This is a genomic window from Cellulomonas pakistanensis (assembly GCF_016862755.1).
Taxonomy (GTDB): Bacteria; Actinomycetota; Actinomycetes; order Actinomycetales; family Cellulomonadaceae; genus Cellulomonas; species Cellulomonas pakistanensis.
In genome coordinates, this window is sequence record NZ_BONO01000003.1 from 207,747 (window position 1) to 230,167 (window position 22,421).

Annotated in this window: 17 protein-coding genes; 12 read left to right on the top strand and 5 right to left on the bottom strand. The window is 75.0% G+C overall.

Annotation, left to right across the window (positions count from 1 at the left end; all coding sequences use genetic code 11):
• The first annotated feature begins 115 nt into the window (after positions 1 to 115).
• The 4 genes from Cpa01nite_RS18810 to Cpa01nite_RS03470 all read left to right on the top strand — a co-directional run bounded on the left by Cpa01nite_RS18810 (position 116) and on the right by Cpa01nite_RS03470 (position 3,688).
• Positions 116 to 1,708 carry a PspC domain-containing protein gene (locus Cpa01nite_RS18810; RefSeq protein WP_203667359.1) on the top strand — a complete coding sequence of 531 codons (1,593 nt, stop codon included), beginning with the start codon at positions 116 to 118 and terminating at the stop codon, positions 1,706 to 1,708.
• The gene (locus tag Cpa01nite_RS03465; protein ID WP_203667360.1) at positions 1,708 to 2,586 is read left to right on the top strand and encodes a hypothetical protein; all 879 of its coding nucleotides are present in this window, start codon (positions 1,708 to 1,710) and stop codon (positions 2,584 to 2,586) included. The genes Cpa01nite_RS18810 and Cpa01nite_RS03465 overlap by 1 nt, the downstream gene beginning before the upstream one ends.
• A 151-nt stretch (positions 2,587 to 2,737) precedes the next feature.
• Positions 2,738 to 2,890: a type IV toxin-antitoxin system AbiEi family antitoxin domain-containing protein gene (locus Cpa01nite_RS18960; protein WP_373307311.1), complete on the top strand. Its 153-nt coding sequence runs from the start codon at positions 2,738 to 2,740 to the stop codon at positions 2,888 to 2,890.
• On the top strand, positions 2,891 to 3,688 hold the full coding sequence (locus Cpa01nite_RS03470) for a hypothetical protein (RefSeq protein WP_203667361.1): 798 nt from the start codon (positions 2,891 to 2,893) through the stop codon (positions 3,686 to 3,688).
• Between the two features lie 94 nt (positions 3,689 to 3,782).
• On the opposite strand, the gene Cpa01nite_RS03475 is transcribed toward Cpa01nite_RS03470, so the two are convergent.
• Positions 3,783 to 4,277: an aromatic ring-opening dioxygenase LigA gene (locus Cpa01nite_RS03475; RefSeq protein WP_239068488.1), complete on the bottom strand. Its 495-nt coding sequence runs from the start codon at positions 4,275 to 4,277 to the stop codon at positions 3,783 to 3,785.
• 296 nt (positions 4,278 to 4,573) lie between these two features.
• On the opposite strand from Cpa01nite_RS03475, the gene aroD reads away from it, so the two are divergent.
• Entirely contained in the window at positions 4,574 to 5,398 is an 825-nt protein-coding gene (gene aroD, locus Cpa01nite_RS03480) for a type I 3-dehydroquinate dehydratase (RefSeq protein WP_203667362.1), read from the top strand.
• A gap of 78 nt (positions 5,399 to 5,476) precedes the next feature.
• Here the strand turns inward: aroD and guaA are convergent, their stop codons facing one another.
• Both guaA and Cpa01nite_RS03490 read right to left on the bottom strand, forming a co-directional pair.
• A complete protein-coding gene (guaA, locus tag Cpa01nite_RS03485) occupies positions 5,477 to 7,078 on the bottom strand; it encodes a glutamine-hydrolyzing GMP synthase (RefSeq protein WP_203667363.1) in 1,602 nt (533 codons plus the stop codon).
• Between the two features lie 40 nt (positions 7,079 to 7,118).
• Positions 7,119 to 7,523, bottom strand: a complete 405-nt coding sequence (locus Cpa01nite_RS03490; protein WP_373307315.1) for a MerR family transcriptional regulator — start codon at positions 7,521 to 7,523, stop codon at positions 7,119 to 7,121.
• Positions 7,524 to 7,760: 237 nt separating this feature from the next.
• Between Cpa01nite_RS03490 and Cpa01nite_RS03495 the strand changes: the two genes are divergently transcribed.
• Complete coding sequence (locus tag Cpa01nite_RS03495; RefSeq protein WP_239068490.1) at positions 7,761 to 8,888, top strand: acyltransferase family protein; 1,128 nt, start codon at positions 7,761 to 7,763, stop codon at positions 8,886 to 8,888.
• Between the two features lie 93 nt (positions 8,889 to 8,981).
• On the opposite strand, the gene Cpa01nite_RS03500 is transcribed toward Cpa01nite_RS03495, so the two are convergent.
• Positions 8,982 to 9,386 carry a DUF3817 domain-containing protein gene (locus Cpa01nite_RS03500; protein WP_203667364.1) on the bottom strand — a complete coding sequence of 135 codons (405 nt, stop codon included), beginning with the start codon at positions 9,384 to 9,386 and terminating at the stop codon, positions 8,982 to 8,984.
• A 129-nt stretch (positions 9,387 to 9,515) separates the two neighbouring features.
• Here Cpa01nite_RS03500 and Cpa01nite_RS03505 point away from each other — a divergent pair, with 129 nt between their 5' ends.
• Together Cpa01nite_RS03505 and Cpa01nite_RS03510 are read left to right on the top strand one after the other, a co-directional pair.
• A complete protein-coding gene (locus Cpa01nite_RS03505) occupies positions 9,516 to 11,462 on the top strand; it encodes an ABC transporter transmembrane domain-containing protein (RefSeq protein WP_239068491.1) in 1,947 nt (648 codons plus the stop codon).
• Positions 11,443 to 13,176, top strand: coding sequence for an ABC transporter ATP-binding protein (locus tag Cpa01nite_RS03510; RefSeq protein ID WP_203667366.1), 1,734 nt, complete (start codon positions 11,443 to 11,445; stop codon positions 13,174 to 13,176). Before Cpa01nite_RS03505 ends, Cpa01nite_RS03510 begins: the two co-directional genes overlap by 20 nt.
• Positions 13,177 to 13,290: 114 nt before the next feature.
• On the opposite strand, the gene Cpa01nite_RS03515 is transcribed toward Cpa01nite_RS03510, so the two are convergent.
• Positions 13,291 to 14,172 carry an SURF1 family protein gene (locus Cpa01nite_RS03515; RefSeq protein ID WP_239068492.1) on the bottom strand — a complete coding sequence of 294 codons (882 nt, stop codon included), beginning with the start codon at positions 14,170 to 14,172 and terminating at the stop codon, positions 13,291 to 13,293.
• 291 nt (positions 14,173 to 14,463) lie between these two features.
• Here Cpa01nite_RS03515 and Cpa01nite_RS03520 point away from each other — a divergent pair, with 291 nt between their 5' ends.
• The 4 genes from Cpa01nite_RS03520 (at position 14,464) to Cpa01nite_RS03535 (ending at position 22,351) form a co-directional block, all read left to right on the top strand.
• On the top strand, positions 14,464 to 16,953 hold the full coding sequence (locus Cpa01nite_RS03520) for a phosphoketolase family protein (protein WP_203667367.1): 2,490 nt from the start codon (positions 14,464 to 14,466) through the stop codon (positions 16,951 to 16,953).
• A gap of 219 nt (positions 16,954 to 17,172) precedes the next feature.
• Entirely contained in the window at positions 17,173 to 19,254 is a 2,082-nt protein-coding gene (gene pta / locus Cpa01nite_RS03525) for a phosphate acetyltransferase (RefSeq protein ID WP_203667368.1), read from the top strand.
• On the top strand, positions 19,251 to 20,438 hold the full coding sequence (locus tag Cpa01nite_RS03530) for an acetate/propionate family kinase (protein WP_203667369.1): 1,188 nt from the start codon (positions 19,251 to 19,253) through the stop codon (positions 20,436 to 20,438). The genes pta and Cpa01nite_RS03530 overlap by 4 nt, the downstream gene beginning before the upstream one ends.
• Before the next feature lie 155 nt (positions 20,439 to 20,593).
• On the top strand, positions 20,594 to 22,351 hold the full coding sequence (locus Cpa01nite_RS03535; RefSeq protein ID WP_203667370.1) for a tetratricopeptide repeat-containing diguanylate cyclase: 1,758 nt from the start codon (positions 20,594 to 20,596) through the stop codon (positions 22,349 to 22,351).
• Positions 22,352 to 22,421: the final 70 nt, after the last annotated feature.

Genomic DNA, 22,421 nt, shown 5'->3' on the forward strand with positions numbered 1-22,421 from the left:
GGAGCGCCGCCGAACCCCTCGGGGGCCGAGATCAGGGACCCCCGGGCCACATTCAGGGGCGGGTCAGGGGGGTACCCGATGCCGCCGCCGGCACGCCGCGCGCCAGGATCGAGCCATGACGAACGACAGCGCCGACCGCGGGTCGGGCACCGTGCCGCCAGGCGGCCCCGGTGCCCCTGGCCCCGTGCCTCCCCCGGCACCCCCGTCCGACGGCCACGGGACCTCCGGCTTCTTCGACGCGATCCGCCGGGCGGGTCTCACCCGCTCGCAGGACCGCTGGGTCGGCGGCGTCGCCGGCGGCCTCGCCGCCCGGTTCGGCATCGACCCGCTCCTCGCCCGCGGCATCGTGGGTGTCAGCATGCTGCTCGGCTTCGGCTTCGTGCTGTACGGCCTCGCGTGGGCGCTGCTGCCCGAGCAGGCCGACGGCCGGATCCACCTCGAGGAGACCATCCGCGGCCGGTTCGACATCGCGCTGCTCGGGGCGATCGCCCTGGTCGTCGTCGGGTTCAGCGGCGGCGACTGGTGGTTCGCCTGGGGCCCGTTCGGCGTCGAGTGGATCCGCGCGCTGGCGTGGATCGCCGTGGTCGCCGCCGGGATCGTGATCGTCGTCAGCGCGCTCCGGCGCGACCGGGACGGCCGCCCGCGCGGCCCGTCGTGGCAGCCCCCGACCCAGGAAGGACCGCGTCCGATGACCACCCCGAGCACCCCGCCCGCCCCGCCGGCGGGCCCCGCCCCGACCGCGCCGTACGCCTCCGCCGCGCCCGTCGCGGGCGCCACCGCGCCCGTGGGTGGGCCGGCCCCGCAGCCCGGGGGCCCGGCGCCGTACGGGTCGGCGCCCGCCGGGGGCCAGCCGTACGGGTCGCAGTCGTACGGGGCCCAGCCCTACGGCGCCCAGCCCTACGGCGCGCAGCCGTACGGCGCGCAGCCGTACGGGTCGGCCCCGGCCGGCCCCGGCGCCCGGCGCCCTCAGGGGCCCGTCCCGCCCGCGCCGCCGAGCCGCGGCTGGAACCCGCCGCCGCCCGCCCCGCCGACGCCGCCGCGTCCGCCCAAGCCGCCGCGCCGCGGACCCGGCGCCGCCCTGACCGGCGTCGTCGTCGCGGTCATCCTGCTCGGCCTCGCGGGCCTGCTGCTCGCCGAGCGCACCGGCGTCTACGACGGTCCCATCGCGGCCGTGGTGGTCGGCGGGGGCGTGCTCCTGGTCGGCCTCGGGATCATCGTGTCCGGGCTCCGCGGCCGCACCGCCGGCGGGCTCACCGCGCTGGCGATCATCGGCATGGTCGTCGCCGGCCCCGCCGTGCTCGCCGACGACGCGCGCTGGGACCACTGGGACGGCGACCGCGGGCCGGTGCGCACCATCGACACCGCGCCCACCAGCCGCGTCGCCGCCGAGCGCGGGTACTCGTTCGGCGTCGGCGACGCCACCGTCGACCTGACCGGCGTCCCCCTGACCGACGAGACCCTCGAGGTGCCGATCAGCGGCGGCCTCGGCGACGTGACCGTGATCGTGCCCGAGGGCGCGGCCGTGGTCGCCGACGTCACCTCCGGCGCGGGCAACGTCACCTGGAAGGTCGACGGCAAGAACGACCGCACCGACGGCGTGGGCCACGACCAGACCTTCACCAGCGAGGCCGTCACCGACCGCGACGACGCCCAGATCGAGCTCACCGTCGAGGTCGGCGTCGGCAGCATCACCATCGAGGAGGACTGATGACCACCGGACCCGAGTCCCCCCGCCGGGACGACGCCGACGAGCCCGTCACCGAGCGCATCGAGCTGCACGACGGCGCCGCGTCGGACGACGAGACCACCGAGGTCGCGACGATCGACGACGCCACGCAGCAAATCGAGCGGACCGAGGCCACCACCGGCGACACGACCCGCCTGGAGACGGTCGACGCCACCCAGCGGATCGACACGGTCGGCGACACGACCCGGATGGACACGATCGGCGACACCGCCCGGATGGGGACCGTCGACGCGACCGCCCCGACGGCCCCGGTCGGCGACACCGCCCGGATGGAGACGGTGGACGACGCCGGCAGCGGCGACCAGGTCGACGACACGACCCGGGCGGACGCGGTCGGGTCGGCCGGCACCGGCTCCTCCCGCTCGACCGCCGCCGGCGCTCCCGAACCGTACGGCTCGACCGCCGCCGGCACGTCCGGCTCGGCCGCCGCCCACGGCACCGGCCCCTACGGCTCGACCGGCACCGGCTCGACCGCCGCGTACGGCACAGGCCCCGCCACCACCCCGTCGGCCGACGCGTACGGCCCCGGGTCGACGGGCACGATCGGCGCCCCGCCGAGCGCGGGGCCGGGCGCGGGTGCGGGCTCGACCGCCACGCAGGGCACCCCTGCCACGACCACGTCCCCCGCGCCGTACGCGGAGGAACGCGGCCCGCGGGCCGGCACGGTCGTCTGGGGCCTGATCGTCGCGGCGGTCGGCGTCCTGATCCTCGTGGTCGCCGCGGGCGTCCAGATCGACGTCCAGCTCACGCTGATCGTCCTGCTGGCGGCGGCGGGCCTGGCCCTCCTGCTGGGCTCGGTCATCACCGCGGCCCGCCGCAAGCCCCGCACCCCCCGCTGACCCGAGGCCGACCGCGAGAGAGCATCCAACACGTCGAGCGAGTACCCAGTGGGTACTCGCTCGACGTGTTTCATGCTCTCTCGGCGTCGAGCCCGAACCCGAGGCTGTGGACGACGGCCTGCCCACTCCGCCCGTGCGGCAGGGTGGACGGATGAGCAGCACGGGTGGCCCGGCCCTCCCGATCGTGGCACCGGTGTCGGCACCGGTCACGGCCGACGACGCGCGTGCGAGCGGCCTCGCCGGCGAGGACCTCCGCCGAGCGGAGCGCGCCGGTTCGCTCGTGCGCGTCGGTCGCGGCGCGTAGGTGCCGGCGGACACCTGGGCCTCGGCCGACGAGGCGGAACGGCACCGGCTCCGTGTCCGCGCGACCGCGCGTCAGCTGGCGGCGCCCCTGTTCGGTCACGAGTCGGCGGCGGCGGTGTGGCGGCTCCCGCTGCTCGGCCGCTGGCCCGTGGAGGTGCACGTGCTGGTCCGTGGTTCGTCGAACACGCCCTCGACCGCGGGTGTGCGGCGGCACCGCGTGTCCACCCTCCCCGCGGTCCGCGACCGGGACGGCGTCACGGTCACGACCGTCGCGCGGACGGTGGTCGACCTGGCGCGCGCGGGGTCCTTCGCCCGTGGCCTCGTCCTCGCCGACGACGCACTGCGACGGCACGGCGCGTCCGTCGCCGGTCTCGCCGAGGAGGTCACGGCAGCCGGCGGCGGGCGCGGCGTCCGAGCCGCGCGCCGGGTCGTGGACGAGGCGGACGCGGCGGCCGAGTCGCCGGGCGAGTCGCTGAGCCGAGCGCGGATCATCGAGCTCGGCCTGCCGCGCCCGGTTCTCCAGCACGATGTGCGGGACGGCCGAGGTCTCGTCGGGCGGTGCGACTTCTTCTGGCCGGGGCTCGGCATCGTCGGGGAGTTCGACGGCCGGCTCAAGTACCGCGTCGACGGCGTCGGGGACCGCCGCGCCGTCGAGGAGCGGGTCTGGACGGAGAAGCGCCGCGAGGACCGGCTCCGCGACACCGGTCTGCGCGTCGTCCGCTGGACCTGGGCCGACGCCCTGGACCCTGCACGCCTCGCCCGGGTGCTCGGGTCGGCGGGCATCCGCCCCGCCCGCTGATCGCCTCTCGCCGAGCGAGCATGCAACACGTCGAACGAGTACCCACTGGGTACTCGTTCGACGTGTTCGGTACTCGCTCGGCGACCGTGCGCGGTCAGGCGCGGACGTTCTCCTGCGGCGCCGGCGACGGGGTCGCGGCGTCGGTCGGGGTGACGGGCTTGCGGCCGCCGAGGGCGAACAGCGCCCAGCCGATGAGGACGAACATGACGCCGAGGCCCATGACCAGGGCGGCGACGCCGAACGCCACGACCGAGGTGAACAGCGACGCCCGCAGGAACGAGGCGTTCATCGCGACGTCGCGCAGCGGGTCGTCCTGCTCGAGCTCGGCGTAGGTCTTGCCGCCGGTCGCCTCGAGCGCGTGGTGGTTGATGATGTCGGCCTGCGCGAACGCCGTCCACGGGCTCGTGACGGGCTGGCCGCCGAACGCGGCCGCGTCCTCCGAGACGGTGATGTTCTCCTCGGCGAGGTGGCTCGAGACCGAGCCCCACGTGACGCCGCCCGCGATGACGAGGACGATGCCGGCGATGGCCGAGATGATGCCGATGACGCGTGCAGCCTTCGAGCCGCCCGTCGCTGCCACGGTAGCCATGTGGTCGATCCCTTCCCGATACCCCCGTTGCGGACCGACCGTCGGCCGGCCCGGTGGACCTTGTGAGCCCTACGTGAAGAGCCTGCTCCCCCCGCCGGCCGAGACGTGGGACGAAGGTCTTGGTTTGTGGCCGATCCACGCTCGTGACCCCGCGCACAAAGCCCGGATTCCCGCGGATCGGGTCCTAGGTCCCACCTACGACACGTCGTCAGCCTAGGACAGAGGTCCTGGTCGTGGGCCCATCCGTCACCGGTGATCCGGCCCCGCTACCCTCGGCCGGGACCGAGGAGGACCGCATGACCCCCACCCCCGCCGACCCGCCCGTCACCGCCCCCGGCACCGACGCGGGCACGCCCGGCCGCACCCCCGTGACGGTCCGCGGCGCCGTGATCGGCGGCGCCCGGCCCGTCGTCGTCGTCCCCCTCACCGCCGCCACCCCGGACGCCCTCGTCGCCGAGGCGGGGCCGGTCGTGGCCGCCGCCCCCGACGTCGTGGAGTGGCGCGTCGACCACCTCGCCGACGGCGCCCCGACCCCCGCCGACGTCGCCGCGACCGGCCCCGCGCTCGTCGCCGCGCTCGGCGGGCTGCCCCTGCTGGTCACCGTCCGCACCGCCGCCGAGGGCGGGCGCGCCGCCGTCGACGACGCGGCCTACGAGGCGCTGCAGGCCGCCGCGGTCGACGCCGGGGTGGCCGACCTGCTCGACGTCGAGGTCGGCCGCGACCCGGCCGTCGTGGCGCGGCTGGTCGAGCGCGCGCACGCGGCGGGGGTTCCGGTCGTCGGGTCCAGCCACGACTTCGCCGGCACGCCGCCGCGGGCCGCGATCGTCGACCGGCTGCTGGGCATGGCCGCCCTCGGCGCCGACGTGCTCAAGGTCGCCGTGATGCCGCGCGACCCGGGCGACGTGCTCACGCTGCTCGCCGCCACCTGGGAGGCGTCGACCCGCACGGACCGGCCGGTGATCACGATGGCGATGGGCGAGCTCGGCGTCGCGAGCCGGCTCGCGGGCGGGGCGTTCGGCTCCGCCGCGACGTTCGGCACGGTCGGCGCCGCGTCCGCGCCCGGCCAGGTCGAGCTCGGCGCCCTCCGCGCGGCGCTCGACCTCGTGCACCCCGCGCGCTGACCCCGCCCCGGACGCACGACGGCCCGGCACCCCGCCAAGGGGCACCGGGCCGGCGCGGCACGGCTCAGCGGCCGCGCGTCACTCCCACTCGATGGTGCCCGGCGGCTTGCTCGTCACGTCGACCACCACGCGGTTGACCTCCGGCACCTCGTTCGTGATGCGGGTGGAGATCGTCGCCAGCACGTCGTACGGCACGCGGGTCCAGTCGGCGGTCATCGCGTCCTCGGACGACACCGGGCGCAGCACGACCGGGTGCCCGTAGGTCCGGCCGTCGCCCTGCACGCCCACCGAGCGGACGTCGGCGAGCAGCACGACCGGGCACTGCCAGATCTCGCGGTCCAGGCCGGCGCGGGTCAGCTCCTCGCGGGCGATGAGGTCCGCAGCGCGGAGCACGTCGAGGCGCTCCTGCGTGACCTCGCCGATGATGCGGATGCCGAGGCCGGGGCCGGGGAACGGCTGGCGCCAGACGATGCTCTCCGGCACGCCGAGCTCGAGGCCGACGGCGCGGACCTCGTCCTTGAACAGGGTGCGCAGCGGCTCGACGAGCTCGAACTGCAGGTCGTCGGGCAGGCCGCCGACGTTGTGGTGGCTCTTGATGTTGGCCGCGCCCTCGCCGCCGCCGGACTCGACGACGTCCGGGTACAGCGTGCCCTGGACCAGGAACTTGACCTCCTGGCCGTGCTCCCCCGCCTCGGCGACGACCTCGCGGGCCGCGTCCTCGAACACGCGGATGAACTCGCGGCCGATGATCTTGCGCTTGGTCTCCGGGTCGGTGTGCCCGGCGAGCGCGTGCAGGAACCGCTCGCGGGCGTCGACGACCTTGAGCTGCACGCCGGTCGAGGCGACGAAGTCCTGCTCGACCTGCTCGGCCTCGCCGGAGCGCAGCAGGCCGTGGTCGACGAACACGCAGGTGAGCTGGTCGCCGACGGCCTTCTGCACGAGCGCGGCCGCGACGGACGAGTCGACGCCGCCGGACAGGCCGCAGATGACGCGCGCGTCGCCGACCTGGGCGCGGATGCGCTCGACCTGGTCGGCGATGACGTTGCCCGGGTTCCACTCGGGGGCCAGGCCGGCGCCCTCGTAGAGGAAGTGCTCGAGGGTGCGCTGGCCGAGCGGCGAGTGCTTGACCTCGGGGTGCCACTGCACGCCGAACAGGCGGCGGGCGCGGTCCTCGAACGCGGCGACCGGGGACCCGGCCGACGTCGCGAGCACCTCGAAGCCCTCGGGCGCGGCGTGCACCGCGTCGCCGTGGCTCATCCAGACGGTCTGCTGCTCGGGGCTGTCCGCCAGCACGGTGCCGGTGGCGACGACCTCGACGGGGGTGCCGCCGTACTCGCGGTTGCCGGTCTGCGCGACCTCGCCGCCGAGGGCCTTCGCCATCGCCTGGAAGCCGTAGCAGATGCCGAGGACGGGGACGCCGGCGTCGAACAGGGCCGGGTCGACGAACGGGGCGCCGGCCGCGTACACGGACGAGGGGCCGCCCGACAGGATGATCGCCGACGGGTCCTTGGCCAGGAGGTCCTGGACGGACGCGGTGTGCGGGACGATCTCGGAGTAGACGTTCGCCTCGCGCACGCGCCGGGCGATCAGCTGCGCGTACTGCGCGCCGAAGTCCACGACGAGGACGGGGCGGGGCGTGTCGGAGGGCGGCGGCGCGGGCGTGGCGGGGGCGTCGGTCACCGCACCAGGGTAGTGCGAGCCGACGACGGGTCGGGACGCCTCAGGAGCCGGAGCGCTCGCCGATGCGGCGCTGCCGGCTGATCTCCTTGCGGAGGCTCTCGTGGAAGTCCTCGGCGACGGCGAGCTGCTCGCGCAGCGCCCGGGACCGCTCCTCGGCGGCCAGCCGGTACATCCGCAGGCGCTCGAGCAGGGCCTCGTGCTCCTCGGCGGTGATCCCCGGCTCGTTGATCCGGTCGAGCACGCCGAGCAGGTCGCCCATCTCGTCGAGGGAGAAGTCGAGCGGCTTCATGCGCTTGATCAGCTCCAGCCGTGCGATGTCGGGCTCGGTGTACAGGCGGAAACCGCCGTGCGTGCGGGCCGAGGGCCGGACGAGGCCGACCTCCCCGTAGTACCGGATGGTCCGCAGCGACAGGCCGGTGCGCTCGGCGACCTCGCCGATCTGCATGTGGTGCAGGCTCACGGCCACCTCCTTCCGCACCGGGCGACTCCCGAGCATAGCCACGACGCCCTCCACGGGGCGGGACCTGCGGCTCCGCACCTGACGCGGGAGGACCGGGCGACGCGGCGCCACCCTCCTCTCACGTCAGCGTCGGTGCGGGTGTGTGAAGATCCCGTGCCGGTCGTCACCCGCCTGGCGCAGCGGTCTATCCAAACGCGACAATCCGGACATACCTTCCGTTACGTGAGGGATGACGCACCGGCCGCCGCGCCGACGAACCCCGGCCTGCCCGGTACCGGACACGCCGCGCCGGTGCCCGCGCCGGGGGCCCCCGGGGCCCCGACGGGTCGACTGCCCGGCCTCGACGCCCTGCGCGGGCTCGCGGTCGGCCTCGTGCTGCTCAACCACGCGGCGCCCGACCGGTTCGGCGCCGCCGGGGTCCTGGGCGTGACGATCTTCTTCGCGCTGTCGGGCTGGCTCATCACCGGCGTGCTCATGCGCGACCTGGACCGCGGCGGGCGGATCCGGTTCGGCCGGTTCTACGGGCACCGGCTGCTGCGGCTGTACCCGCCGCTGCTCCTCATGCTCGCCGGGTACGTGGTGGTCGAGGGCGCGTTCGACCTGCTGGGCGAGGCGCACCTGGTGCTCGAGACCCTCGTCGCGGCGCTGACCTACACGATCAACATCCCCGGGCTGCCGCACGGCAGCGAGTCGGTCTACCACTTCTGGACGCTCGCGGCGGAGGAGCAGTTCTACCTGGTGTGGCCGATCCTGCTCGCGTGGGCCTGGCGGCGGGGCTGGCTGCGCGGGGCGACCGCCGTGTGCGTGGCCGCCGCGCTGGCCGCCTGCATGGTGACCCTGCTGCTCGTGGTCCCCGACGTCGCCAGGATCTACGCCCTGCCGACCTCGTGGGGCGCCGCGCTGCTCATCGGCTGCGCCGGCTACCTGGGCCGCCGCGCCGTCGCCGAGCGGCTGCCGCAGACGGCCGGCGCGCGCCGGGCGGTCCAGGTCGGCCTGGTCGCGGCGCTGCTCGCCGCCACGATGCTGAGCGGCCTGGCGGCGCACACCGCCTGGTACCTGCTCGGCGTCCCGGCCGTCGCCGTCGCCACCGTGGTGCTGATCAGCTACGTCGGCGGCTGGCGTGCGCTGCCCACCCGCTGGCTGCGGCCCGCGGTCGCCCTCGGGACCGTGTCGTACGCGGCGTACCTGTGGAACGGCGCGATCGTCCGCTGGCTGGGCCACCCGGACGACCTCGCCGGCGCCGCGCTGGGCATCGCGCTCACGCTGCTGGCGGCGACCGCGAGCTGGTGGCTCGTGGAGCGCCCGGTCGCCCGCTGGCGCGCGCGTCGCCCGGCCCGCGCCGCCGCCTGACGCGCCGGCGCCGGCACGTGTGCGGCCGGCAGCTGCGGGTGCCGCCCCGGGCGCGGGCGGCCGACCTCGGCGGGTGCGGGGCGCGGCGGGCGCTCAGCCCAGGCGGGCCTGCGCCTCGGCGTGCACGCGGCGCTCGAGGACGAACGACATGACCGGCACGACGCCCGCGAGCGCCATCGTCACCAGCCGGCCGAGCGACCAGCGCATCGCCGACCACAGCTGCACGACCGTGACCAGGTACACGACGTAGATCCAGCCGTGCACGATCGCGATCCAGGTGCCGAGGACGGGCAGCGGCGAGCCGGTCTGCGGGTCGACCCCGTTCGCGTGGAACACGTACTTCAGCACCATCTCCACGCACAGGACCAGCAGCATCGTGCCGGTGACGAACGCCATCACGCGGTAGCGGGTCAGCCGCCCCGCGGTCCCCGGCGGCACGGCGGCCGCGCGCGGGGCGGCGGCGGGGGCGGGGGCGGGCTGGCCGGTCGGCTCGGTCATCGCGGCGGGTCCTCTCGGGCGGGGGTCGGGACGCTGCCTGCGATTCTCGCCCACCGGCGGGCGCGCGGCGGCGTCCGGCGGGCAAAACCCTTGCCGATGTGTCGGGGGTCACCCGTAGCGTTGACCGACGTGCGACCCCTCCCCCTGCCGGACCCCGGCCGACCGCCGACGACCGGCCCCTGGCGCCTCATGCTCTGGCAGGGGCGCCGGCAGCTGGGCGTGCTCGCGGGCGCGACCGCCGTCGCCGTCGTCGGGAACGTCGCCGCGGCGCTGCTCCCGTGGCAGCTCGGCCGCGTCGTCGACGACGGCCTGGACGAGGGCCTCGGCCGCGCCCTGTGGCTCGGCTGCCTCGGCGTGCTCGCGCTCGGCATGGTGCAGGTGGTCACGAACGTGTGGGGCCACCGGCTCGACGTGGAGAACTGGCTGCGGGCGGCGTTCGCGTCGTCGCAGCAGGTCGGCCACCACGTCACCCGCACCGGCGACGCCGTCACCGACGAGCTGCCGACCGGCGAGGTGGTCGCGACCGTCGCCTCCGACGCGCTCCGGATGGGCGAGGTCTACGCGATCCTGCCCCGGCTGGTCGGCGGGATCGCGGCGTACCTGGTGCTCGGCGTCGTGCTGCTCAGCACCTCGGTCCCGCTGGGGCTGCTGGTGCTGCTCGGCCTGCCGGTCGTGGTCGCGGTGCTGTCGCTGATCGTCCGGCCGCTGCAGAAGCGGCAGGCGGAGCAGCGCGAGGCGACCGGCCGGCTCACCACGCTCGGTGCGGACACCGTCTCCGGGCTGCGGATCCTGCGCGGCATCGGCGGCGAGGAGGTGTTCGCCGCCCGGTACCGGGAGCAGTCGCAGCAGGTGCGCGCGGCGGGCGTCCGGGTGTCGCAGACGCAGTCGCTGCTCGACGCGCTGCAGACCCTGCTGCCGGGCCTGTTCCTGGCGGTGGTCGTCTGGGCCGGCGCGCGGCTCGCGATCAGCGGGGACATCACGCCCGGCCAGCTCGTCGCGTTCTACGGCTTCGCCGCGTTCCTCACCCAGCCGCTGTGGACCGCCAGCGAGGCGATCCGGGTGGTCACCCGCGCCGTCGTCGGCGCGCGCAAGATCATCCGGGTGCTGTCCGTGCGGGTCGCGGGGTCCGACGACCCGGCCACCCCCGCGGCGTCGCCCGGCGCCGGCGAGCCGCTCGTCGACGAGGCCAGCGGGCTGGTCGTGCGGCCGGGCCGGATCACCGCCCTCGTGAGCGCGGACCCGGACGAGACGGCGCGGCTCGCCCTGCGGCTCGGCCGCCTCGGGCCCGCGCGGCACGGCGGGCCCGACGACGAGGACCTCCTCGAGTCCGGCCAGGACGGCACGATCCCCACGCCGCGCGACCCCGCCGACGACCCCGGCCTGTCCCGGGTGCGCTGGGGCCGCGCGCTGCTGACCGAGCTCGGCCTCGCCGAGGTCCGCGACCGGGTCGTCGTCGCCGAGTCGACCCCGCACCTGTTCACCGGCCGGCTGGCCGACGAGCTCGACGTCCGCGGCGGCGCGGACCGGGACGCCCTGCTCGAGGCGATGACGGTCGCGGACGCGGCCGACGTGCTCGACTCCGTGCCCGGCGGCCTGGACGGCGAGGTCGAGGAGAAGGGCCGGTCGCTGTCCGGCGGTCAGCGGCAGCGGGTCGCGCTCGCCCGGGCGCTGCTCACCGGCGCCGAGGTGCTCGTGCTGATCGAGCCGACCAGCGCGGTCGACGCGCACACCGAGGCGCGGATCGCCCGCCGGCTGGCCGACGCCCGCCGCGGCGCCACCACCGTCGTCGTCACCGCCAGCCCCCTGGTGCTGGACGCGGTGGACGAGGTCGCGCTGGTCGCCGGCGGCCGGGTCGTGGCGACCGGGACGCACCGGGAGCTGGTCACCGCCCGGGACGCCGCCGGGGCCGCCTACCGCGCCGTCGTGTCGCGCGCGGAGGACGAGCCCGCCGGGACGCCCGCCGACGACGCCCCCGCCGGCCACGACGCCCACCCCGCCGGCGACACGCCCCCGGACGACCCCACCGCCCCGACCACGACCGACGAGGAGGACCGCCGTGAAGCTGCCCGTCGCTGACGCCCCCGCGCTGCGCCGGCACACCGCCGCGCTGCTCCGCCGCCACCGCCGCGGCCTCGGCGTGGTCGTGCTGCTGCACGTGCTCGCCGCGACCGCCGGCCTGGCCGGCCCGTGGCTGCTCGGCCGGCTGGTCGACGGCGTGGTCTCCGGCACGACGACCGCCGCGGTCGACCGCACGGTGCTGGTCCTCGTCGTCGCCGTGCTCGCCCAGACCGTGCTCATCCGGTACGCCCAGCGCGCCGCGATGGTCCTGGGCGAGACCGTGTTCGCCGAGCTCCGCGAGGAGTTCGTCGCCACGGTCACCCGGCTGCCGCTGTCGACCGTCGAGCGCGCCGGCACCGGCGACCTGGTCGCCCGGACCACGACCGACATCGACCGCGTCCAGTACACGGTCCGGTTCGGCGTGCCCCGGCTGCTGGTCACGGCCGCGACGATCGTGCTGACCCTGGTCGCGGCGTTCGCGACCAACGCGCTGGTCGCCGTGGGCCTGCTCGCCGGCGTGCCGCTGCTGCTCGCCGTCACCCGGTGGTACCTGCGCCGCGCGGCCCCGGCGTACCTGCGGGAGTCGGCCGCCTACGCCACGCTCAACGGCACGATCACGGAGTCCGTCGAGGGCGCCCGCACCGTCGACGCCCTCGGCCTCGGCGCGCGCCGGCGGGCCCGCGTGGACGCCGACCTGCGCGAGGCCTTCGCCGCCGAGAGCGCGACGCTGAACCTGCGCTCCGTGCTGTTCCCCGGCGTCGACACGTCGTTCGTGCTGCCGGTCGTGGCGGTGCTGGCCTGGGGCGCGTACCTGATCTCGACCGGGCACGCCACGATCGGCGCGGTCACGACCATCGCCCTGTACGCGACGCAGATCATCCACCCGATCGGCGAGCTGATCTTCTGGCTCGACGAGATCCAGGTCGGCGCGACGTCGCTCGCCCGGATCCTCGGCGTGGCCGACGTCGCGTCCGACCGCACCGCCCGGGACGCCCGGCCCGACGGCTCCGACGTCACCGCGCGCGGCGTCCGGTACGCGTACCGGGCGGGCCACGACGTGCTGCACGGCGTCGACCTGGACCTGCGGCCCGGCGAGCGGCTCGCCGTCGTCGGACCGTCGGGCGCCGGCAAGTCGACGCTCGGCCGGATGCTCGCCGGCATCCACCCGCCGACCGGCGGCTCCGTCACCGTCGGCGAGGTGCCGCTGGTCGACCTGCCGCTCGACGAGCTGCGCGGGCACGTCGCCCTGGTCACCCAGGAGCACCACGTGTTCGTCGGCCCGCTCGCGGACAACCTGCGGCTCGCCGACCCGTCCGCCGACGACGCCGCCCTGGAGCGGGCCCTGCGCGCCGTCGACGCGTGGGACTGGGTCCGGGCGCTGCCGGAGGGTCTGGGCACGCCGGTCGGCTCCGGCGGCACGCCGCTCACGCCCGCGCAGGCGCAGCAGGTCGCGCTGGCCCGGCTCGTGCTGCTCGACCCGCACACGCTCGTGCTGGACGAGGCGACGTCGCTGCTCGACCCCCGCGCCGCGCGGCACCTGGAGCGGTCGCTGTCCGCGGTGCTGCACGGCCGCACGGTCGTGGCCATCGCGCACCGGCTGCACACCGCGCACGACGCCGACCGGGTCGCCGTGGTCGACGCCGGGCGGATCAGCGAGATCGGCCCGCACGACGACCTGGTCGCCGCGGGCGGGGACTACGCCTCCCTCTGGCACTCCTGGCAGCGCGAGTAGCGGGCGCTCGGGCGCCGAGCGGTCGCAGCTCGGCCGCTTCCGGGCGCGGAAGGCCCCGATCCGCGACCGCTCGGCGGGCGGCGCGGTCGTCGCGGCGGGGGCTGAGCCCCGCGACTAGGCGCGCGCGTCCTCGACGCCGCCGGCGGCACGCGGTGCGGGGTCCCCGTCGGCCGTGCCCTCGCCCTCCGGCTCCTCGTCGAACGCGCCGGACAGCCGCAGCACCTCGTCCTTGAGCAGCCGCACCCACAGGAACACCGCGAACCCGCCGAACACGAACCACTGCGCCGCGTACCCGAGGTTCTGGATGTTCAGGCCCGTCCCGGACCGGGTCGGCGGCGGCAGCAGCTCGACGGTCACGTCCTGCGCCGGCTGCGAGCTCGTCAGCACGGCGTAGCCGGTCCAGATCGGCCCGCCCCAGACCCCGAGCAGCTCGGCGGACGAGATCGAGTCCGTCGTCCCCGGCGCGAGCGAGGCGTGGTCGGCGCCGGAGTCCTCGGACGCCTGCAGGTACCCGGTGACGAGCACCGGCCCCGCCGGTACCTCGAGCCCCGGCGCGTCGGGGTCGTCGCCGGTCACCCACCCGCGCACGACCGGCAGCACCGCCCCGTCGACGGCCGGGTCGTCCGACGCGACGCGCAGCGGGGTGAGCACCAGCGACCCGGTTCGCTCGCCCAGCGCTCGGCCCGGCACCAGCAGCTGCCCGTCCGCCTCGTACTCCCCCGCGACCTCGACCCGGCGGCCGACCAGCTCGCCCTCGAACGTCGTCTGCGGCAGCAGCACCTCGGCGATCGGCACGGGCGGCTGGGCCTCGATCTCGGCGAGCCGCGCCGCCTGGGCGGCGGCGCCGCGCACCTCCGCGCGGTCGAGCTGCCAGGCGCCGAGGAACCCGCAGGCGGCCGCGACGGCGAGGAACAGCACCAGCAGCCCGATCATCCGGGGGGTGCGCGCGACGCGCCACAGCGTGAGCGGGGGCTCCGCGGGCGGGGTGGAGGGCACCGCAGCACGGTACCCGGCGGACCTGGGTGCACCGGAACCGGCGGCCCGGCGCCGGGTCACGACCCCGCCCCCGGCCGCACCCCGCCGCCCGCGCCACGGATCCCGTCCGGCCTGGTGCGGCGCCCCACCCGATGGGGTTGTATGGATCCGGCTGCGCTGAGCAGCCACGGGGCGTCCTGGGACGGACGTCCCGGATCGCGGCGTCCGGCGCCGCAAGGCTGGGACGGCCCGGCGGGGGGTGCTCGACCGGGCCCACGGCACATCCGTGGTTCTGCGAAACGGGGAGAGAGCATGACGACGACGACGGTGCCCGTCGAGACGTGGCGGGCCGGTTCGGGCCAGCCGGTCTCGGAGGAGACGCTGCGGCGGATCGACGCCTGGTGGCGGACGGCCAACTACCTGTCGGTCGGGCAGATCTACCTGCTGGCCAACCCGCTGCTGCGGGAGCCGCTGACCAAGGACCACGTGAAGCCGCGGCTCCTGGGCCACTGGGGCACCACGCCGGGTCTCAACTTCCTGTACGCGCACCTGAACCGCGTCATCGCGGAGCGCGAGCAGTCGACGCTCTACCTGACCGGCCCCGGCCACGGCGGCCCGGGTCTCGTCGCCAGCGCCTACCTGGACGGCACGTACTCCGAGGTCTACTCGGACATCACGCCGGACGAGGAGGGCGTGCGCCGCCTGTTCCGCCAGTTCTCGTTCCCGGGCGGCATCCCGAGCCACGTGGCCCCGGAGACCCCCGGGTCGATCCACGAGGGCGGCGAGCTCGGCTACGCCCTGTCCCACGCGTACGGCGCGGCGTTCGACAACCCGGACCTGCTGGTCGCGGCGGTCGTCGGCGACGGCGAGGCCGAGACCGGCCCGCTGGCGACGTCGTGGCACTCGAACAAGTTCATCGACCCGGCCAAGGACGGCGTCGTGCTGCCGATCCTGCACCTCAACGGGTACAAGATCGCCAACCCGACGGTGCTGGCGCGCATCCCCGAGGACGAGCTGCTCGACCTCATGCGCGGATACGGCCACAAGCCGCACCTGTTCGTCGGCGGGTTCGACGGCGAGGACCACGCGGCCGTGCACGCCCGGTTCGCCGAGCTGCTCGACGTCGTGCTGGACGAGATCGCCGAGATCAAGGCGCGCGCCGCCGCGGGCGACGAGTCCCGCCCGTCCTGGCCGATGATCATCTTCAAGACCCCCAAGGGCTGGACCTGCCCGCCGGTCATCGACGACAAGCAGGTCGAGAACTCCTGGCGCTCGCACCAGGTGCCGCTGGCCAGCGCCCGCGACACCGACGAGCACCTGCAGGTCCTCGAGGGCTGGCTGAAGTCGTACCGCCCGGAGGAGCTGTTCGACGCGGACGGCGCGGTCCGGGCCGACATCACGGCCCTGTCCCCCGGCGGCACGCTGCGGATGAGCGACAACCCGCACGCGAACGGCGGGCTGCTGCTCAAGGACCTGCGCCTGCCCGACTTCCGCGACTTCGCGGTCGACGTGCCGGTGCCGGGCGGCTCCATCTCGGAGGCCACCCGCGAGCTCGGCAAGTACCTCACCGAGGTCATCCGCCGGAACCCGGACAACTTCCGGATCTTCGGCCCGGACGAGACGGCGTCGAACCGCCTGCAGGCCGTGTTCGACGTGACGAACAAGCAGTGGAACGCGGAGTACCTGCCGACGGACGTCGACGACCACCTGGCCCGGATGGGCCGCGTCGTCGAGATGCTGTCGGAGCACCAGTGCCAGGGCTGGCTCGAGGGCTACCTGCTGACGGGCCGGCACGGCCTGATCACCTCGTACGAGGCCTTCATCCACATCGTCGACTCGATGTTCAACCAGCACGCCAAGTGGCTGAAGGTCACCAACCACATCCCGTGGCGCCGGCCGATCGCCAGCCTGAACTATTTGCTGTCCAGCCACGTGTGGCGCCAGGACCACAACGGGTTCAGCCACCAGGACCCGGGCTTCATCGACCACGTGGTCAACAAGAAGGCCGAGATCGTCCGGGTGTACCTGCCGCCGGACGCGAACACGCTGCTGTCGACCTACGACCACTGCCTGCGCAGCCGGCAGTACGTCAACGTCGTGGTGTCCGGCAAGCAGCCCGCGCCGAACTTCCTCACGATGGACGAGGCGATCGCGCACTGCACCCGCGGCCTCGGCATCTGGGAGTGGGCGGGCACCGAGGTCGAGGGCGAGGACCCGGACGTGGTGCTCGGCTGCGCGGGCGACGTGCCGACCCTCGAGGTGCTGGCGGCGGCCGACATCCTGCGCCAGGAGCTGCCGGACCTCAAGGTGCGCGTGGTCAACGTCGTCGACCTCATGCGGCTGCAGGACGAGCGGGAGCACCCGCACGGCCTGTCCGACCGGGACTTCAACACGCTGTTCACGACGGACAAGCCGATCGTGTTCGCGTACCACGGCTACCCGTGGCTGATCCACCGCCTGACGTACCGCCGCAAGGGGCACAAGAACCTGCACGTGCGGGGGTACAAGGAGGAGGGCACCACCACGACGCCGTTCGACATGGTCATGCTCAACGACCTCGACCGGTACCACCTGGTGATCGACGTGATCGACCAGGTGCCGTCGCTCGGCTCGAAGCACGCGGGCCTGCGGCAGCGCATGGTCGACGCGCGGCTGAAGGCGCACAACTACACCCGGACGTTCGGCGAGGACATCCCGGAGGTGCGCGACTGGGTGTGGCCCGACGCCGGCGAGACCGGCACGGAGGAGGGCGGCCCCCAGCGGTCCAGCGCCACCGTGTCGACGGGCGGCGACAACGAGTAGTCCCGACGCGGCCGGTGGCCCGCACCACCCGTGGTGCGGGCCGTCGGCCTTCTGGGACCTAGGTCACAGCGGTCCGTCCCGGCGCGTCCGGGAACGGCCCCGGGTGGCCCTCGTCACCCGCCCGCGTCGCTGACCAGGCGGCCGTCGTCCGGCAGAATTCATCCCACGACCATGACGACCGGCGACCCCGGTCCTGCCGACACAGGAAGAAGCCCACCCGTGGCCCGCAGCATCTACGTCACGTCCCCGGAGGGGGACACCGGCAAGTCGACCGTCGCCCTCGGCCTCGTCGACCTGCTGACCCGGACCGTGCAGAAGGTCGGCGTGTACCGGCCGATCGCCCGGTCCACCGAGACCCCCGACTACGTGCTGGAGCTGCTGCTCGCCCACGACGGCGTCGACCTGTCCTACGAGGACTGCATCGGCACGACCTACGAGTCGGTGCACGCCGACCCCGAGGCCGCGCTGGCCACGATCGTGCAGCGGTACCACGCGATGGCGCGCGACTGCGACGTCGTCGTCATCGTCGGCACGGACTACACCGACATCGCCGGCCCGGCCGAGCTGGGCTTCAACGCGCGGATCGCCGCCAACCTCGGCGCGCCGGTGCTGCTGTGCGTCAAGGGCCAGGGCCGCTCGCCCGAGGAGGTCCGCCAGGTCGCCGAGGTCGCGGCGGCCGAGCTCGAGGCCGGCCACGCGCAGGTCGTCGCGATCGTCGCGAACCGGTGCGACCCGGCGTCCCTCGACGCGGTCCGCGCCGAGCTGTCCACCCGCGCCACCGCGTGGGCGCTGCCCGAGGAGCCGTTCCTCGTGGCCCCCACCGTCCGCCAGCTCATGGAGTCGGTCGAGGGGTCGCTCGTCGGCGGCGACGCCGAGCTGCTCTCCCGCGAGGCCACCGAGGTCCTGGTCGGCGCCATGTCGATCGAGCACCTGCTGGAGCGGCTCTCCGACGGCGTCGTCGTCATCGTCCCGGGCGACCGGTCCGACATCCTGCTCGGCCTGCTCATGGCGCACGCGGCCGACGGCTTCCCGTCGCTGTCCGGCATCATCCTCAACGGCGGGTTCGAGCCGCCGGCGATCGTGTCCCGCCTGGTCGACGGCCTGCGCAGCAAGCTGCCGGTGATCCGCACGCACCTCGGCACGTTCGGCTCGGCCAGCGCCGCCGCCGGCACCCGCGGCCGGCTGTCCGCCGACTCGCAGCGCAAGGTCGACACCGCCCTCGCCCTGTTCGAGAAGCACACCGACGCCGAGGAGGCCCTGGCCGCCCTCGAGGTGCCGGCTCCCGAGGTCGTCACCCCGCTCATGTTCGAGTACGAGCTGCTCGACCGGGCGCGGTCGGACCGCAAGCACGTCGTCCTGCCCGAGGGCAGCGACGACCGCATCCTCCGCGCGGCCTCCACGCTGCTGCAGCGCGAGGTCGCCGACCTGACGATCCTCGGCGACGAGGCCGCCATCCGGACCCGCGCCACCGAGCTCGGGCTGGACCTGTCCGCCGCGAAGGTCATCGACCCGAAGGCCGGCCAGCTGCTGGAGCGGTTCGCCGCCGAGTACACCGAGCTGCGCAAGCACAAGGGCATGACCGTCGAGCGCGCGCGCGAGATCGTGTCCTCCGTGTCCTACTTCGGCACGATGATGGTGCAGCTCGGCCTGGCCGACGGCATGGTCTCCGGCGCCGCGCACACCACGGCGCACACCATCAAGCCGTCCTTCGAGATCATCAAGACCACCCCGGGCACCTCGGTCGTGTCGTCGGTGTTCCTCATGTGCCTCGAGGACCGCGTGCTGGTCTACGGCGACTGCGCCGTGAACCCGGACCCGACCGCCGAGCAGCTCGCGGACATCGCGATCTCGTCGGCCGAGACCGCCGCGCAGTTCGGCATCGAGCCGCGCATCGCGATGCTGTCCTACTCCACCGGCTCGTCCGGCTCGGGCGCCGACGTCGACAAGGTCCGCACCGCCACCGAGCTCGTCCGCGAGCGCCGCCCCGACCTGAACGTCGAGGGCCCGATCCAGTACGACGCCGCCGTGGACGCCTCGGTCGCCCAGACCAAGATGCCCGACTCCGCCGTCGCGGGCCGCGCCACCGTCTTCGTGTTCCCGGACCTCAACACCGGCAACAACACCTACAAGGCCGTGCAGCGCTCCGCCGGCGCCGTGGCGGTCGGCCCGGTGCTCCAGGGCCTGCGCAAGCCGGTCAACGACCTGTCCCGGGGCGCCCTGGTGCAGGACATCGTCAACACCGTCGCCATCACGGCGATCCAGGCCCAGGCCATGGGCGCGACCCCGGAAGGCTCGAAGTGAACCACGTCCTCGTCATCAACTCCGGCTCCTCGTCCATCAAGTACCAGCTCGTGGACGCGACGAGCGGCGACGCGCTCGCCAGCGGCATCGTCGAGCGCATCGGCCTCGAGGTGGGCAAGGTCAAGCACGAGGGCCCCTCCGGGGAGACCGTCCTCGAGCAGGCCGTCCCGGACCACGAGACCGGCATGCGCCTCGTCCTCGACCTGTTCGAGCAGCAGGGCCCGCAGCTCCGCGAGGCCGACCTCACCGCCGTGGGCCACCGCGTCGTCCAGGGCGGCGACGTCTTCGACGGCCCGGCCGTGATCGACGACGAGGTGCTCGCGCAGATCGACGCGCTGTCCCCGCTCGCCCCGCTGCACAACCCGGCGAACGTCGCCGGCATCGAGGCGGCCCGGCACGCGTTCCCGAACATCCCGCACGTGGCGATCTTCGACACCGCGTTCCACCGCACCATGCCGCCGGCCGCGTACACCTACGCGATCGACGAGCAGGTCGCGAAGGAGTTCAAGATCCGCCGGTACGGCGCGCACGGCACGTCGCACCTGTACGTGTCCCGCGCGACCGCCGACTTCCTCGGCAGGCCGGTCGAGGAGCTCAACACGATCGTCCTGCACCTCGGCAACGGCGCCTCCGCGTCGGCCGTGCGCGGCGGCGAGTGCATCGACACCTCGATGGGCCTCACCCCGCTCGAGGGCCTCGTCATGGGCACCCGGTCCGGCGACATCGACCCGGCGGTGCTGTTCCACCTGGCCCGTGTCGGCGGCTACACGATCGACCAGCTCGACGAGCTGCTGAACCGGAAGTCCGGGATGCTCGGCCTGTCGGGCTACACCGACATGCGCGACGTGCACGACGCCGTGGCGAACGGCGACGAGCGCGTGAAGACCGCGCTCGACGTGTACTACCACCGGATCAAGGGCTACGTCGGCAAGTACTACGCCGAGCTCGGCCACGTCGACGTCATCACGTTCACCGCCGGCATCGGCGAGAACGACGACATCGTCCGGCTCAACGCCCTCGCCGGCCTGGAGCGCCTCGGCATCCAGGTCGACCCGGAGCGCAACGCCGGCCGCAAGAAGCAGCCGACGGTCATCTCCCCCGACGGGGCCGAGGTCACCGTGCTGGTGATCCCGACGAACGAGGAGCTGGAGATCGCGCGGCAGTCCGTCGCGGCGATCGGCTGACCCCGCCCGCACCCCCGCGAGGGCCCGCCCCGGCACGTCCCGGGACGGGCCCTCACCGCGTCACGCTCTCGCCGCCCCGAGGGCACCTGACCGGTCGGTTCAATTCACCCGGTCGACGCCTTGAGCGCCCGGGGGGTGCGGCCGATACGACGAGCATGACGCATGCCCCGGGCAACGAGGAGGACCGCGCGTCCTTCTGGCGCTCGGAGCTGGACAGGGTCGACCGGCTCTGCGACAGCGCGCCCGCGCAGTGCGTCGCCGCGCTCCCCGACCTTCTGGACCGCGCCCGCGACGAGGGCGCCGTGCCCGTCATCATCGAGCTGGAGTACAACGGCGGCTGGGCGCACCACCTGCTGGGCGAGGACGCGCTCGCGCTGTCGGCGATCGAGCGCGCGCTGGAGCTCGCGACCAGCCACGGGCTGCGCGCGTGGGAGGGCCGGCTGCTGCAGGGCCTCGCCGCGGTGTACAACGGGTTCGGCGACAACCTGTCCGCCCTGGAGCTGCTCGACCGGTCGCTGGCGATCCGCCGCGAGCTGGGCGACACCGAGGGCCTGGCCGCGGCGCTCAACAACCTCGCGGACATGTACATCTCCATGGGCCGGTTCCCGGAGAAGGCGCGGGAGCTGCTCGACGAGGCCGCCCGGCTGTGGCCCGAGCTCGACCGCCCGGACGGCACCTGCGCCACGCTGTCGGGCCTCGCCAAGCTCGACACCGACGAGAGCGAGGCGCTCCGCACCACGGACCCGGGTCGCGCCCGCGCACTGGCCGACCGGGCCGTGCAGTCCGCGCTGCGCGGGCTCGCGGCGGCCCAGGGCGCCCCGGGGGCCCACGCCGACGACACCGGCAACCCGCGCATGGCGGCCGAGGCGCAGGTGCGGCTGGCCCGCGCGTACATGGCCCGGGACGACCTGGACGCCGCCGACGACACCCTCGCCGACGTGGCGACCGCGCTCCCCCGGGTCGCCGCGCGGTACCTCACGATCCGGTACCACGCGGCGCTCGGGCGGCTCCGGCGGATGCGGGGCGACCACGCCGGCGCCGTCGCGACCCTCACCGAGGGCCTGCAGCTGACCGAGCAGTCGCTGCGCCCGATGGAGCGCGCCGACCTGCTGCTGGAGCTGGTGCAGGTGCACGAGGACGCCGGCGACCTGCGGGCGGCCCTCGGCACCCACCGCCGGTACCACGAGGCCGTCATGGCCCAGCGCGACCAGGCCGCCGAGCGCCGCGGCATCGTCGTGAACGCGCAGCTGGACGTGGAGCGGGTGCGCCAGGCCCGCGACCAGGCGCGCAAGCGCGCCGCCGAACTCACGGCGCTGAACGAGACGCTCCGGCACGACGCCGCGCACGACCCGCTCACCGGCCTGCTCAACCGCCGCGGGCTGGACGCCGTGCTCGCGGCCCGGCTCGGCCGCGAGGCGGAGCTCGCCTACGTGGTCGCCGACCTCGACCTGTTCAAGGCCGTGAACGACGAGCACTCGCACCCGGTCGGCGACGAGGTGCTGCGCCGGGTCGCCCAGATCATGACCAGCGCGGTGCGCGTCGGCGACGCCACCGCCCGGGTCGGCGGCGAGGAGTTCACGCTGGTGCTGCTCGACTCGCCGCACGAGCAGGCGCAGGCCGTGTGCGAGCGCATGCGCGCGACCATCGCCGGCTACCCCTGGCACGAGCTGTCGCCGGGCCTGCGCGTCACGATGAGCTCCGGCGGCGCGATGGCCGCGCTGGACGAGACCCCGGAGGCGCTGGCCGCCCGCGCCGACGCCGCGCTCTACCGCGCGAAGCGGCAGGGCCGGGACCAGGTCGTGTTCGACGGCTCGCCGCCCGCGCGGCCGCCCGGGGTCGCGCCGCGGGCCGCGGACGTGACCGCGCCCCGCACGCCCTCGGCGGGCACCTCGGCGGCCCGCCAGCCGAGCTGACGCGCGGGCGCGGCGCTCGGCGCCGAGTCTCCGTTCCTCGCCTCCGGCGGACGAGCCGAGGGCAGTCCCG

Bases quoted from the DNA above. Each gene is read 5' to 3' on its own strand.
- Cpa01nite_RS18810 (WP_203667359.1), top strand. From the start codon at position 116: ATGACGAACGACAGCGCCGACCGCGGGTCGGGCACCGTGCCGCCAGGC.
- Cpa01nite_RS03465 (WP_203667360.1), top strand. From the start codon at position 1,708: ATGACCACCGGACCCGAGTCCCCCCGCCGGGACGACGCCGACGAGCCC.
- Cpa01nite_RS18960 (WP_373307311.1), top strand. From the start codon at position 2,738: ATGAGCAGCACGGGTGGCCCGGCCCTCCCGATCGTGGCACCGGTGTCG.
- Cpa01nite_RS03475 (WP_239068488.1), bottom strand. From the start codon at position 4,277: ATGGCTACCGTGGCAGCGACGGGCGGCTCGAAGGCTGCACGCGTCATC.
- aroD (WP_203667362.1), top strand. From the start codon at position 4,574: ATGACCCCCACCCCCGCCGACCCGCCCGTCACCGCCCCCGGCACCGAC.
- Cpa01nite_RS03490 (WP_373307315.1), bottom strand. From the start codon at position 7,523: ATGCAGATCGGCGAGGTCGCCGAGCGCACCGGCCTGTCGCTGCGGACC.
- Cpa01nite_RS03500 (WP_203667364.1), bottom strand. From the start codon at position 9,386: ATGACCGAGCCGACCGGCCAGCCCGCCCCCGCCCCCGCCGCCGCCCCG.
- Cpa01nite_RS03520 (WP_203667367.1), top strand. From the start codon at position 14,464: ATGACGACGACGACGGTGCCCGTCGAGACGTGGCGGGCCGGTTCGGGC.
- Cpa01nite_RS03535 (WP_203667370.1), top strand. From the start codon at position 20,594: ATGACGCATGCCCCGGGCAACGAGGAGGACCGCGCGTCCTTCTGGCGC.